Origin of the sequence: Paenibacillus sp. FSL H7-0735, from assembly GCF_038008505.1 — a bacterium.
Classification (GTDB): Bacteria; Bacillota; Bacilli; order Paenibacillales; family Paenibacillaceae; genus Paenibacillus_AQ; species Paenibacillus_AQ odorifer.
On record NZ_JBBOZH010000001.1, the window covers coordinates 4,098,215 to 4,111,175 of the forward strand.

Consider the following 12,961-nt stretch of genomic DNA (forward strand, 5'->3'; position numbering starts at 1 on the left):
GTCCCCTCTAAGTTGGTGAAGTAATAAGACCCTAGCTATTATACACCGAGAAACATTTTAAGTTCAGCTAAATCGGCACATATTTCATCGGGAGTGATCCCTGTGATACTTTTATAGTGCTCCAGATTCTCTGTAGTGGTTAAACCGGTAAGAACAAGGATTGTACGACAGCCCGCATTAACACCGGCAGCGATATCCGTACGCATATTATCCCCAACAACAGCAGCATGTTCAGGTTGAATTTTCAGAAGATCTGTCGCATATTTGATCAGATGCGATTCAGGCTTACCGATCACTACTGGCTTCACACCACTGGCAGCCTCAATTGCTGCACCGATCGTACCCGCACCCGGCATAACCCCATCATCTGATGGTAACATTAAATCTGGATTGGTGAGCACAAACTTTGCCCCGCTCAAAATCCAACGCGAAGCTTGAGCTAGCGAAGCATAATTAAAAGAACGATCGATACCTTGCACCACATAATCAGGGGATTCTGTGACGATTTGGAGCCCTGCCTCAATGCAAGCCATACGCAGTCCCTCTTCTCCAAGTATCGCCACTGTAGCCCCAGGTGATTCCTCAGCTATGTAACGTGCGGCTGCCATAGAAGAGGTACATACCTCCTCAGCTTTCGCCTCAATTCCCATTCCACTTAAGTGGGCAGCAACGTTAGCTGCCGTACGCGATGAGTTATTGGTAACAAATAAAAAAGGGATATCCGCTTCACGAAGAGCTTTTATCAGCAGATCAGCACCGGGAATCATTTTATGCCCATGGTACAATGTACCGTCTAGATCAATCAATAATCCTTCAATTTGTTCCATCACTAACCCCTCAGTTTCCATAATAAATTTAATTAATATAATAAATAAATAATAGTATTAACAAACTCGCAGCCTTTGCCCTGCTTGGATTTACACGCATACTCAATCCCTTTAGGTGGAAGATATCACCTACTGATTTTCGGCAATATGTCCAGCCATTCGTTCGTCTTTTACTCCGTGATTACTTTAAATCTAACACACTTCGTCGAATGAAATCGAACAAGCGTCCCATCCAGCATTTTTTAGCATAGCACTGTCATTTCCTGCGCTTTCCCGGAAAATAATCATTCCCCCTATTGCCCATTTAGTCTGCGAGGTACCGGATATGCATTAAATTCCTCAGCTAATAATGTCTCAGGGAATATGAGTTCAGCTTCCTCAAGCAAAGGAATTAACTCTTCATGCGAGCTGTAACGAGAACTGAAATGAGTCAGCAACAGCTGACCTGCTTTGGCTTCTTTTGCTAACTCTGCAGCCTGACGCGCTGTACTGTGATGATATTGATACGCCATGTCAGCCAGATCATGGGCGAAGGTTGCTTCATGAACAACAAGGTCTGCATTAAGAGAGAGTTCTAAGGCTCCCGAACAAGGTCTTGTATCCCCAAGGATAGTAACAATACGTCCTCGTTTAGGTTCCCTAACAACATCAGCAGCACAGATTCGTACACCTTCATCCGTAACAACATCTTCACCTTTTTTTAATTTCCCATAAATCGGTCCCGGTTTTAAACCATAACTCTTAAGCAATTCCGTATTGAGGCTTCCGGGACTATCCTTTTCCTTTACCCGGTAGCCATAGCTGTCAATGCGGTGCTCAAGTAATGCAGCTTCAACTTTAAAGCCATCATCCTCGAATATAGTTCCTCCTGTATGCTCCACAATCTCAATCTTATAAGGAATTCGGGATTGGCTCACAGCTAAGGAGATCTCTAGGTATGCTTTTAAGCCAGGGGGGCCGTACACCGTTAACGGCGCTGTCCCTCCCTGATAACCACGACTTGATAATAGACCTGGAAGACCAAATAGGTGATCACCATGCAAGTGGGTAATGAATAGCTTTTCCAGCTTTCCTAGCCGAATCGGTGAACTAAGAACCTGATGTTGTGTACCTTCCCCACAATCGAACATCCAAATACTGCGACGTTCTTCCAGCAGTCTTAATGTAACGGACGTTACATTACGTTGTAGCGTTGGTACACCTGCATTAGTACCTAAAAAATATAAATCCATTCTTTTTCCTCCCTTCTACTTATTGGCTCAACCATCTCTTTTCAATTCTAAACGACCTTCTTCCAGCAAAAAACCCCCCAGTTACGGGAGGTTCCGCTGAAAGGGATACAATCCCCTACAGACCAGGTATATAAATGAAAGAATTACAGCTTCTCTACATTAAAATACTGCGCTTCTGGATGGGCAAATACCATAGCCGAAACGGAAGCTTCGGGCTCCATCATAAAGCCTTCTGTAAGGTGAACACCGATATCCTCCGGAGATAACAACTTAAACAGTGGACCTTGATCTTCTAAATCCGGGCATGCAGGATAACCAAATGAAACACGGATCCCTTGGTATCTTGCCCCATGTCTTTGCTTCATCGTCATATCCGCCGGATCTGGGAAACCCCAAGTATCGCGCATCATATGATGGACACGTTCTGCCAGTCCTTCTGCCACTTCAAGTGCAACCGACTGCAAGGCGTGTGAACGCAGATAATCTCCGCTTTCTTTCAGCTGAGTAGACAATTCACGTACACCGTGACCTGCTGTTACAAATAGGAATCCAACATAGTCCATAATACCACTGTCAACAGGTTTCAAGAAGTCCGCCAAGCACAGATGAGGCTCTACCCCTTGTCTTGGGAAAGTAAAGGTATGCAGGATCTCGGACGTATTCTGTGGATTATACACTATAATATCATTCCCTTGCGATTGTGCAGGGAAGAATTGATACATAGCATGTGGAGTAATGGTACCCTCTAGCATCGCTTGATGGAGAATATCGTCTACGGTACCCTTCAGTTCAACAGTCCGCTGATCTCCAGCAGCTAATTGGGCTTCTACAGAACCCCGTAACCCCAAATGATGACCCAGCAGCATTTGCATATTCACATAGGGGATAATATGCCCCAATGGATAGTTACGCAGTACGTGGCGTTCTAAATCCGGTGGAACAAAAACAGGTGCATCTGGAGATATTTTGGAACGCACTGCTCTGGTTAGTTTCGGCAGTTCTTGCTTAGGCGCAACGGCAACCGCTGCTTCTGCCTCCACACGAATTTCCTCGGCAATCTTCTCCCGTTCTTCAGGGTTCATAAGCCGATTGGCAATATCCAGCCCGTCCATAGCGTCCTTAGCATACAATACTAGGCCGTCATATTCTGGACGAATACGGGTCTTCGTAAATTTACGGGTCAAAGCTGCGCCGCCAACCATAATCGGAACATCGATCCCAGCTGTACGTAAATCCTGAGCGGTGAGCACCATCTGCTGAGCAGATTTTACAAGCAGCCCGGACAATCCTATCGCATCAGCTTTTTCTCGACGGAAGGCTTCGATAATGGTCTCTGGTGGTACTTTTATACCCAAATTAATGATCTGATAACCATTGTTGGAGAGGATGATCTCCACTAGATTCTTACCAATATCATGCACGTCCCCTTTTACGGTCGCCAGCATAATTTTTCCTTTAACCGCTGTCTCATCCTTCTGCATAAACTGCTCTAGGTGATTCACAGAAGCCTTCATCACTTCAGCGCTTTGCAGCACTTCAGCAACAATCAATTCATTATTATTAAATAACCGGCCGACTTCCGACATCCCTGCCATCAGCGGTCCATTGATGATCTCCAGCGGACCAGATTTAGTCAATGCTTCATTTAGATCAGGAATGAGTCCTTCCTTCGTACCTTCAACCACATAGGAGGCTAAACGTTCTTCAAGTGACAGGTTGGAAATCTTCTCTTTTTTCTCTACTTTTTTACCACGGAAAGCAGCTACAAAAGCAGAAAGCGTCTCATCATTCGTATTATAAATCAGTTCCTCAGCAAGATGACGTTCTTCGGCAGGAATGGAAGCATACCGCTCCACTTTCTCTGTATTTACGATCGCATAATCTAATCCAGCTTTTGTACATTCATAAAGGAATACTGAGTTCAACACTTCACGTCCCGCTTCCGGCAATCCAAAGGAGACGTTGCTGATGCCCAAGATCGTATGAACACCTGGAAGTGCTTCCTTGATCAAACGAATGCCGTCAATCGTTTCTTTTGCTGAACCGATATATTGTTCATCTCCGGTTCCTACAGGGAACACCAGCGTGTCAAAAATAAGATCTTCTCCTGCTAAACCATACTTGTTCACTAGCAAGTCATAGGAGCGTTTAGCCACTTCCAGTTTATCTGTCGCCTTAATTGCTTGTCCCGTCTCATCGATGGTACCCACAACAATAGCTGCGCCATATTTATGAATGATCGGCGTCACCAGCTCGAATTTCTCTTCACCATCTTCAAGGTTAATAGAGTTAATTATCGCCTTACCTTGGCAGTACTGCAAAGCTAAATCAATAACCTTAGGATCGGTAGTATCGATCATCAGAGGTACTTTAACCTTTTTTACAACCAGTTCTAAGAAAAGCTTAATATCTTCAATCTCATCGCGGTCAGGGTCTTGTACACACACGTCAATAACCTGTGCCCCACTCTTTACCTGAGCTCGGGCAATTTCTGAGGCTTCCTCATATTTACCTTCGACGATAAGACGTTTGAATTTACGAGAGCCAAGTACATTCGTACGTTCACCAACCATGTAAGGACGGTTGTCGTTCTCAATATAGATAGGCTCAATACCTGAAAGTGCAGGTGGATGATTACCTGCCAGCGGGCGTGGAGGATATTCGGAAAGTGCTTCCTTCATCGCACGGATATGCTCTGGTGTCGTTCCACAGCAGCCCCCCGCAATATTCAGCCAGCCTTTTTCAGCAAAGGCTGCAATCTTGCGAGCTAAAGAATCTGGAGATTCATGATAATGTCCATTCTCATCCGGCAATCCTGCGTTTGGATAACAGCTCACGGCTGCCGAGGAGATCTCCGAAAGCGAACGAATATGATCCCGCATGAACTCTGGACCAGTCGCACAGTTGAGGCCCATAGAGATAGGCTTCAGATGTTCTAATGAGATATAAAATGCTTCAATATTCTGACCCGCCAGTGTAGTACCCATTGGTTCAATTGTTCCTGAAATCATAACCGGTAATGTGATGCCAGTCTTTTCAAAAGCATTACGAATACCAATACTTCCAGCTTTAACGTTAAGTGTATCTTGAGAGGTCTCCAGCAGCAAAACATCTACTTTACCGTCGATCAATGCCACTGCTTGTTCCTCATAGCTATCAACTAGCTCTTGGAAAGTAACGCCTCCAGTTACTGAGAGCGTTTTTGTTGTTGGACCCATAGCCCCCACGACGTATCGCGGACGGTCAGGTGTGTCATATTTGTCTACTGCTCTGCGAGCCAACTCTGCTGCCGCTAGATTGATCTCACGTGCGCGCTGAGGAATATCATATTCAGCTAGTACAACAGAGGTTGCACCAAATGTGTTAGTCTCAATGAGATCAGCCCCTGCTTCGAGATACTGCTCATGAATCGTCTGAATGACTTCTGGACGTGTTAATACCAGCATTTCATTACAGCCATCCAGCTCATCGCCACCAAAATCTTCTCCAGTAAGAGGCACCTGTTGGATCATTGTGCCCATTGCGCCATCAAGGATCAAAATCCTTTGTTGTAAGCTTTCCTCAAGTGTATATTTAGCCAACTAATAGTCCCCCCAGTAAAACATTAGAGTAAGTTTAGCAGAATAAAGGAATTTCGAAAAGCCTTCCTTTCCACTCTGCTTTATCTGTTATTGCTCAGCAACCGTTGTGAACCTTTGAATCATGGTTTCACAGACAGCTCTTTGCTAGGCATAGAGTGCTGTGTCCGGGCTGTCACATGTGAAGTGACATTATATTGTCCTTCCTTTTCAAGGGTCCCTTCTGCTTGATAGACTCCTTTACCTATTAGCTTTCCCTTAAGCTCTATTTTCTGTCCCTCATCATTTTTATTCACAATTTCGAACAGAACCTCTTTTGCATCATCTACTGCCTCGTTATCTTGGGTCACCACAGCTTCAAAGGTTACCTTTTGATTTACGACAACTTCTTCAGGACTCCATTGTAGTTCGACTTTGATAGGTTCCATAGACATGTTCATATTCATGTTATGTATTTCTGAATGCTTGGTTCCATTTGAAGAACATCCACCTAGTACTAGAAGTGTTGCACCTAATAATACAGCGACTAATTTCTTCGATCTCATCATTTGGAGCCCTCCCAATCATTATCGAATAATAAAAATCTACCAATTCATGTTATACATCTCCATCTATTATACACATTATTATTGGTTTTTCAGTATTTTGCATCAATTCCGCATCAGACTTGTGACTTAAATCATTTACTTAAAAATCTAATGAAATCCTTATGTTAGTATGTATGTACAGAAAAGCAGCGAGTTTCTTAGGATCTCAGAAACTCGCTGCTTTTATAAAGTCTTTATGTTGGAGCTAATAGCTCTGTATATCTTACAAGGATTGAACTAGTGGAAGAAGCTCCTCAAGGTGATTGATTTCATGATCCGGATGAATATCAAGACTAGGTGCTCTACCTTTTCTATTAATCCAGACCGTGGTCAACCCTGCTGCCAGCCCCCCACGGATATCCGTTGTAAGCTTATCGCCGACCATAACCGCTTGCTCAGGAGTTACATCAAGAAGCTCTAAAGCATGCAGGAAAATTTCCTTATCCGGTTTGCCTTTACCAAAGCTTCCGGAAATCACAATATGATCAAAGAAAGGAATTAACTCTGGCACACCATCTAGTTTTTCTTGTTGCAGTGCAGGACAACCGTTCGTAAGTAGCAAAAGCTTCACTTGACCCCGTAACTGCTCCAGTACATGCATTGTTTCTTCATAGATGTATGGACGTTTTCTGCGCTCTGCTGCGAATTTAGTTGCCAAGGTCTCAGCTAGTGCTTCGTCTTCCACCCCTAAGGCTGCAAGTCCGCGACGCCAAGACTCTTTACGATAAACCGGTGCAAGCTGCTCCAATTGACGGAATTCTGGCTGTTCACCTGCCGTAAAGTTAGCCCAGAGTGCTTCATATGGATTAATTCCGATCATCTTTGTAAATGGGAACGTCTCATAAGATTCATACAAGCTACTTGCTTCCTTACGAACTGCAACTTCTAGTTCTTGTGGATCAATCGTATCCCCGGCGGCTTCACAAGCAGAACGAAATGCTTCTTCGACGCTCCGATCATCCCACAGCAATGTATCATCAAGGTCAAATAGTACAGCAGAAATTGGCATTACAGGTCTCCCTCTCCCTTTAACTGGTCTAGTTCTATTCGTGAACTACTTCAATGTTGTGAGCTTTAGCAAATGCTTCTAATCGTGTACTCATCGCATTAGTATCATAGCGATTCATAAGTCTTGTGAAAATCCATTTCGTACGTTTCCCTTTGTGCTTAATGACTACAGCTCCACGCGAAAGGGTGATTTTCTCAATATCTGCAGCTGGAAGCCCGCGTTCGCGATTGAATTTAATAGTAGACAGTCTTGCTTTTTCCACCTTCAAGTACGGACGACGGAAGAACAATAGCGCTGCCAGCAAATAGTACAGTACTACTCCCAACCAATTAGCCAGCATGCCATTTCCTTTGGCCTGATCAATAGAACCAACTACCCAAAACATAGTGCCAAGTATCACTAACACTACCGGAAATGCAATGTTGCGACCTTTAAAGACTTCGGCATTCTGGGTAGGAGATTTAGAGGCATAAATCGTATCCTTGCCTTGTTTCTTTCTTTGCTTGTTGATTTGCTGTGTGTTGCGTTGAACCATTCTTTCCCAAGAACGGGCCATGTGCGTTCCCCCTAGTCATCCTGAAATATCTATGAAAAGGAACAGCGAGCTAATGTTTAAGCCCCTTGTTACCTTGTTCATGCTCATCGTTATCTACTACTTCAATAGTATTTAATTGTGCTCGGAAGTTATTGCGGATATTCCCCAGGTAAATTTCACGAAGCTTGGCACGTTCCGCCACTTCCTCTTGATTAAGGCCTACGCTCTTCTGTTTGCGTGCCAATTCGTTAATTCGCGCGACCAACTCATCAATATTCAATACTTTCCCTCCCCCTATAAATTAATTCTAACTCTGCCATGAGAAAAAGAGCTTGTCAAGGTCTACTCCCTGCAAGCTCTACTGGTCATTCTATTATGTTCTCAGAAAATTAATAAATAGGTAAAGTAAGTATGTCTCCAGCGTTAATTTGACTACTCTTAATCCCACTTGAACGTTTAATTCCTTCTATATAAACAACTGTCTTCATATCAGCCGGTTTATTCTTAAGGGCAATACTCCATAGTGTATCTCCACGTTCAACCACAATCCGCTTCTCTTCCTTCATTATAGTCGTCGATCCTGCAAATACATTTCCCACTACTGTTAGGCCAGAAAATACTAGCACGATAATCAATATTAACTTAATAAAGAAGTCCTGACGGAACAACGAAATCATCCCTCCTAGCAAACGTTCCGTTATCTCTTTCACCTTAGCGGAATTACGGGCAACGTCATTATGTCCTAAAGATTCAACCACTGGGGCCTTATCGTAGATGCTGCGGTATGTACTGTATTTTAGCATAATTATCATCCTCCAAACACTTGTTCTTACTTTCGAATTCATAATAACACGAACATGTGTTTTGTTCAATACTATTTCAGAACAATTGTTCTCTTTTTTTCGAGAGACTCAAGTGGTTCATTTTATTATCATTTGTCTACCATTTTTTAACTCTAGCAGATTAATATTTATAATAGTTAGAACTTATGTTTGTGCGAACGGTAGTTCTATGTTATAATTTTCCCAAACATTACTATATGGGGTTGATTCCAATGTCAAAGATTTCAAGTCGCCAGCTGGCGATCCTGGAATTTATACGAAGCGAAGTCCGCAGCAAGGGTTATCCACCTTCCGTCCGGGAAATTGGAGAAGCTGTTGGCCTTGCTTCCAGCTCCACAGTTCACGGTCATTTGGACCGGCTTGAGAAGAAGGGACTTATTCGTCGAGATCCAACGAAGCCACGTGCAATAGAATTACTAGGCCAAGAGGATTCAGAGAATGTTCACCAATTCGCCCAGACCATCTCACGGATTCCTGTCGTAGGTAAAGTTACCGCCGGGGTACCTATCACTGCTACAGAGAATATCGAGGACTACTTCCCACTTCCTACTCACTATGTAGGTGACAACAAAGTATTTATGCTGTCAGTTATGGGTGATAGTATGGTGGATGCTGGCATTATGAATGGTGATTATGTAATTGTTCGCCAACAACAAACAGCGGACAACGGAGATATCGTTGTAGCCATGACTGAAGAAGATGAAGCAACCGTTAAGACCTTTTACAAGGAACGTGATCATATACGGCTTCAGCCGGAGAATCCAGCTTATGAGCCTCTTCGCCTTAATCGCGTAACTATTCTCGGAAGAGTCATCGGATTGTTTCGAGATATCCACTAAGTATGCACTCCTACCATAAAAGGCTGTTCCGCAAATGCGGAACAGCCTTTTTTCTGTGTATTTTGCTTTCTCAACCACTAACGAACATTTGTTCTCGTTCGCTAAAATGGGCATTTTCTATGAATAACCGTTTAGGCGTTCTGCTCATATCCTAATCAGAAAGGAGTGTTGTGCATAATGCCAAATTACCGAATTATTGTAGATCTGACCCAAAGAATGTTATATCTTCTGGACAATGATATTGTGATTAGAGGTTTCCATGTCGGCATTGGTAAGATGTTAACCCAATCCCCAGTGGGAGAATTCACGATTATTAACAAACAACCCAATCCAGGCGGTCCCTTTGGTGCCTTTTGGATGGGACTGTCTAAACCACACTACGGGATTCATGGAACGAATGATCCTTCCTCCATTGGGAAAGAGGTATCCCACGGCTGTATCCGGATGTACAACGAGGATGTGTTAACACTCGCAGCTATCGTCCCTATAGGAACACGAGTAACGATAAGGAATTGAATTCGCTGAGGACGTCACAACCCCCAAATCACCATATACAGAATGGGGGTCATTACATAAGTAAGTATTTTTTCATTAGCATACTAGGAGTTTGGTGATTATATGTCGAATATTGTTAACAGGATTGCAAATTGAAAAGGATGTGTTTAGTTTTGAATAACTCAAAAATTAGAACCCTCGTCGATTTTAAAGTCGATGCACTGGGTAAGCTGTCCGGTTTACTTTTAAATGATGAACAAGCTTGTGGAAAAAAAGTGAATTTGCTCACCTCTTTTGGCAGCATTCAGGGAATCGTCTCTCCAGCCGTCTCCAACAAAGAGGATGTATTTGATTTAAAATCTTTGATGGATGATGTAATAGTAGACGAATACATATCTTATTTGGGAGCAGAACACCCTGATAAAAATTTCAGCTATAACTTTGTTGTCCTCAATGACGTTACTGTAAGACCTTATGCTAGTTATGGGACTCCGATCGAATACAAACAGCTGATTGTTTATACCGATCATATCACTGCCTTCAATTTTCTATAGGTTACATACTTACCTTAAAAAGCACCCTTGCAGCAACCCCCAATTTTGCGCCATTTGCAGAATCGGCAGGTTTCTCCGGGTGCTTTTTTTGGGCTAATTCCGAAGCCGATCCTATAATTCCACGAATTTCCCTTTTAAAAGATACTAGTGGGGATCATTCAGGCATATCTTTCAATAAGCAACAATTTGAGTCTAATGAGATAACTGGGAGGTGATTATATGCTGATTATCTTAGTGTACTTATTTGCTATTTTAGGAGTTGTTTTAATTCTAAGTGCCGCCATTATAAAATTGAAAACGCTATCCACTTCATCTGATATTTCTATGCTAGTTAATGCGGCTGCATCCTTTAACATCATTTTCACCAAAACATTCATCCCCCCCAATCAATCTCACTTGATCGCACTTAACGAACCTAATAAAAAATTAGCAATAGGCACCAGAAATCCGAAGAACAACAAAAAAGCAGTAGCAAAGCTATACTCTTTCGATAATGTAATGGGATCCGAGATTGTGGTTAACGCACTTACCCTTTCAAAAGTCTCCAAAAGACAACAAAACAGCAAAACAACTGCAACTAGTGCAGATATTAACGTCCTTAAGGAAGCTGATGAAGAAGCTAATGTGATAGAAGAACTCACGCTTAAAATATATATGAACAGCAAAGAAACGCCTGTGTATTGTATTTCCTTCTTGCCGGGTTTATTGCCTATTCAACAATCCGACAACCAGTACAAGGAAGCTTACTCCCAAGTACAACAATTGCATGCACTCTTCAGGTCAATCGTATCTGAATAATTAAGTTGTTATCGCCATACCTCTCATTTGTTTTCGACATTGAAAGAACTAAAATTGCACACTGAACCCATCAAACTGGTGAATACCCGTACCATGTGCCACTACCTTTTACTCACGCAACTCACGAACTGCCTTTTTGACCCCTTGCAAAATAGATGGATCTAAACCCAGCGTATTATGAGAGCCGTATACTTGGGTAACCCCTGGAATTTCTGTAATCTTCTCTAAGGATGCCACTAAATCAGCCGGACTAGTCGAAGGGTAAAAAGCATAGATTGGCGTAACGTCATACAATAAATCACCTGTAAACAGATATCCGTTGGCATGATCAAATAGGCTGATATGACCTGGCGAATGACCTGGTGTGTGGTAAATTTCTATTTCGCGCCCACCTATGTCGAGCACATCCCCCTCTTGTAAAAGAGCCGTTGGTTTCCCTTGAAAAGGTATGTAGGTGTTAGGATCAAAGGTTTCAGGAACAGGGAGGGTGATGTCTCGACTCATATCCTTTCGAATCTGGGCAAGGGACAAGCCTTTTATTCCGTTAATTAGCCAATCCTCATCCTCTTTATGAACATAGATTGTCTCGAATTGTCCGTGACTGCCAATATGATCTGCATGCACATGTGTAGTTATGACAGCGATAGGTAAATCCGTTAACTGATCCGTTATTCTTTTTATATTATCAATACCTAATCCCGTATCAATTAACGCGGCTTGTTTTTGCCCCAAGAGTAAAAAAGAATGCACCTTTTCCCAATGTCCATATTCACTGATTGCATAGGTGGTCGGATCAATTTCCGTTACTGTAAACCAACGATCTTTAATCAATTACGCTCCCCCATTCCATTTTTCCCTTACATGCTCTTCACCCTTATAATAATCCGCCTGTTCATCCGCTTGATAGATTTCTTGATAAGGCAAAATGTTGATTTTGCCTGAGTCTGGATATTCGCAAACATCTATTCCCTGATTCGTTCGGAGATCCAGATACCTGCATGGTGCATCCGTATGATTATAAAGCTGGTGCGCCCCTTCCGGTCCCATTTCAAAAAATATTACATCCCCTTCCGTAACCTCCGTAAAACCCTCGGGTGTTCTTAACATCGCTTTTCCCGCTAAAATCACAAATATCTCTTCAGCATTTCTATGAAAATGATAAGGAAAAGAATATTTATCAGAATCTAAAGATCTGATATCAAAAACTAAATGCTTGGAGCCCACCATTTCAGCTAATCTTTCACTCGTATGCCAAGCAAACTCTGGGATCGGGGACTGTTTTTGGGTAAAAGAGACCGTATTTTCATTAAAAATCTTCACCATCTGCACACTCCTCCTCCTTATATTTTGCGTTCAATTACAACAAATAAAGAATCCCAGCTATAGCTAATGAAATAAGACCACCTAAAGCGGACCCATTCGCTACTTTGTTTTTAGTTTTACGGTCTTGCTTAGATTCCGAATAAAAGTTACCTCTTTGTTGTGTACCTGTCGTGAAGGCTCCAACACATATACCTGAAATTATAAAAAATCCCAAGCCTATGTAAATAAAAATTTGCATGAACTCACTCCTTCTATGGAAAAAATTAGTTATCTATATATAAGATATTTTAACATTAAATCCCTTTACTACACGCCATGACTTTCGGACCCATATGACGCTAT

General features: G+C 42.5%; 15 protein-coding genes. 4 read left to right on the top strand and 11 right to left on the bottom strand.

Annotated features, from left to right (window positions below):
* Nucleotides 1-38 precede the first annotated feature (38 nt).
* The 8 genes from NSS82_RS18600 to NSS82_RS18635 form a co-directional block, all read right to left on the bottom strand.
* Complete coding sequence (locus tag NSS82_RS18600; RefSeq protein WP_038571566.1) at nt 39-827, bottom strand: TIGR01457 family HAD-type hydrolase; 789 nt, start codon at nt 825-827, stop codon at nt 39-41.
* A 293-nt stretch (nt 828-1,120) separates the two neighbouring features.
* Nucleotides 1,121-2,059 (bottom strand): ribonuclease Z, encoded by a 939-nt coding sequence (rnz, locus tag NSS82_RS18605; protein WP_076273281.1) that lies wholly within the window; start codon nt 2,057-2,059, stop codon nt 1,121-1,123.
* 143 nt (nt 2,060-2,202) lie between these two features.
* Entirely contained in the window at nt 2,203-5,580 is a 3,378-nt protein-coding gene (gene metH / locus NSS82_RS18610; RefSeq protein WP_370511316.1) for a methionine synthase, read from the bottom strand.
* A 179-nt stretch (nt 5,581-5,759) separates the two neighbouring features.
* Nucleotides 5,760-6,185, bottom strand: a complete 426-nt coding sequence (locus tag NSS82_RS18615) for a FixH family protein (RefSeq protein ID WP_038571571.1) — start codon at nt 6,183-6,185, stop codon at nt 5,760-5,762.
* A gap of 262 nt (nt 6,186-6,447) precedes the next feature.
* A complete protein-coding gene (locus NSS82_RS18620) occupies nt 6,448-7,233 on the bottom strand; it encodes an HAD family hydrolase (protein ID WP_036687714.1) in 786 nt (261 codons plus the stop codon).
* Nucleotides 7,234-7,267: 34 nt separating this feature from the next.
* Nucleotides 7,268-7,789 carry a hypothetical protein gene (locus tag NSS82_RS18625; protein ID WP_036687716.1) on the bottom strand — a complete coding sequence of 174 codons (522 nt, stop codon included), beginning with the start codon at nt 7,787-7,789 and terminating at the stop codon, nt 7,268-7,270.
* A 49-nt stretch (nt 7,790-7,838) separates the two neighbouring features.
* Nucleotides 7,839-8,048, bottom strand: coding sequence for a DUF896 domain-containing protein (locus NSS82_RS18630; RefSeq protein ID WP_036687717.1), 210 nt, complete (start codon nt 8,046-8,048; stop codon nt 7,839-7,841).
* Nucleotides 8,049-8,157: 109 nt separating this feature from the next.
* Complete coding sequence (locus NSS82_RS18635) at nt 8,158-8,571, bottom strand: LysM peptidoglycan-binding domain-containing protein (protein ID WP_036687719.1); 414 nt, start codon at nt 8,569-8,571, stop codon at nt 8,158-8,160.
* 251 nt (nt 8,572-8,822) lie between these two features.
* Between NSS82_RS18635 and lexA the strand changes: the two genes are divergently transcribed.
* The 4 genes from lexA to NSS82_RS18655 all read left to right on the top strand — a co-directional run bounded on the left by lexA (nt 8,823) and on the right by NSS82_RS18655 (nt 11,296).
* The gene (gene lexA, locus NSS82_RS18640; protein ID WP_036687720.1) at nt 8,823-9,449 is read left to right on the top strand and encodes a transcriptional repressor LexA; all 627 of its coding nucleotides are present in this window, start codon (nt 8,823-8,825) and stop codon (nt 9,447-9,449) included.
* A 177-nt stretch (nt 9,450-9,626) separates the two neighbouring features.
* Nucleotides 9,627-9,965, top strand: a complete 339-nt coding sequence (locus tag NSS82_RS18645) for a L,D-transpeptidase (protein WP_076273283.1) — start codon at nt 9,627-9,629, stop codon at nt 9,963-9,965.
* A 152-nt stretch (nt 9,966-10,117) separates the two neighbouring features.
* Nucleotides 10,118-10,498, top strand: a complete 381-nt coding sequence (locus tag NSS82_RS18650) for a hypothetical protein (RefSeq protein WP_076273284.1) — start codon at nt 10,118-10,120, stop codon at nt 10,496-10,498.
* A 219-nt stretch (nt 10,499-10,717) separates the two neighbouring features.
* Entirely contained in the window at nt 10,718-11,296 is a 579-nt protein-coding gene (locus tag NSS82_RS18655) for a hypothetical protein (protein WP_076273285.1), read from the top strand.
* A 108-nt stretch (nt 11,297-11,404) separates the two neighbouring features.
* Here the strand turns inward: NSS82_RS18655 and NSS82_RS18660 are convergent, their stop codons facing one another.
* The 3 genes from NSS82_RS18660 to NSS82_RS18670 are packed head-to-tail and all read right to left on the bottom strand — an operon-like array spanning nt 11,405 to nt 12,857.
* Nucleotides 11,405-12,127: an MBL fold metallo-hydrolase gene (locus NSS82_RS18660; RefSeq protein WP_076273286.1), complete on the bottom strand. Its 723-nt coding sequence runs from the start codon at nt 12,125-12,127 to the stop codon at nt 11,405-11,407.
* Nucleotides 12,128-12,619, bottom strand: a complete 492-nt coding sequence (locus NSS82_RS18665) for a cupin domain-containing protein (protein WP_076273287.1) — start codon at nt 12,617-12,619, stop codon at nt 12,128-12,130.
* A 34-nt stretch (nt 12,620-12,653) separates the two neighbouring features.
* On the bottom strand, nt 12,654-12,857 hold the full coding sequence (locus tag NSS82_RS18670) for a DUF5316 domain-containing protein (RefSeq protein ID WP_076098761.1): 204 nt from the start codon (nt 12,855-12,857) through the stop codon (nt 12,654-12,656).
* Nucleotides 12,858-12,961: the final 104 nt, after the last annotated feature.

Excerpts from the sequence above, each read along its gene's own strand:
- NSS82_RS18600 (WP_038571566.1), bottom strand. The coding sequence starts at position 827 with ATGGAACAAATTGAAGGATTATTGATTGATCTAGACGGTACATTGTAC.
- rnz (WP_076273281.1), bottom strand. The coding sequence starts at position 2,059 with ATGGATTTATATTTTTTAGGTACTAATGCAGGTGTACCAACGCTACAA.
- metH (WP_370511316.1), bottom strand. The coding sequence starts at position 5,580 with ATGGGCACAATGATCCAACAGGTGCCTCTTACTGGAGAAGATTTTGGT.
- NSS82_RS18615 (WP_038571571.1), bottom strand. The coding sequence starts at position 6,185 with ATGATGAGATCGAAGAAATTAGTCGCTGTATTATTAGGTGCAACACTT.
- NSS82_RS18620 (WP_036687714.1), bottom strand. The coding sequence starts at position 7,233 with ATGCCAATTTCTGCTGTACTATTTGACCTTGATGATACATTGCTGTGG.
- NSS82_RS18625 (WP_036687716.1), bottom strand. The coding sequence starts at position 7,789 with ATGGCCCGTTCTTGGGAAAGAATGGTTCAACGCAACACACAGCAAATC.
- NSS82_RS18635 (WP_036687719.1), bottom strand. The coding sequence starts at position 8,571 with ATGCTAAAATACAGTACATACCGCAGCATCTACGATAAGGCCCCAGTG.
- lexA (WP_036687720.1), top strand. The coding sequence starts at position 8,823 with ATGTCAAAGATTTCAAGTCGCCAGCTGGCGATCCTGGAATTTATACGA.
- NSS82_RS18645 (WP_076273283.1), top strand. The coding sequence starts at position 9,627 with ATGCCAAATTACCGAATTATTGTAGATCTGACCCAAAGAATGTTATAT.
- NSS82_RS18655 (WP_076273285.1), top strand. The coding sequence starts at position 10,718 with ATGCTGATTATCTTAGTGTACTTATTTGCTATTTTAGGAGTTGTTTTA.
- NSS82_RS18665 (WP_076273287.1), bottom strand. The coding sequence starts at position 12,619 with ATGGTGAAGATTTTTAATGAAAATACGGTCTCTTTTACCCAAAAACAG.
- NSS82_RS18670 (WP_076098761.1), bottom strand. The coding sequence starts at position 12,857 with ATGCAAATTTTTATTTACATAGGCTTGGGATTTTTTATAATTTCAGGT.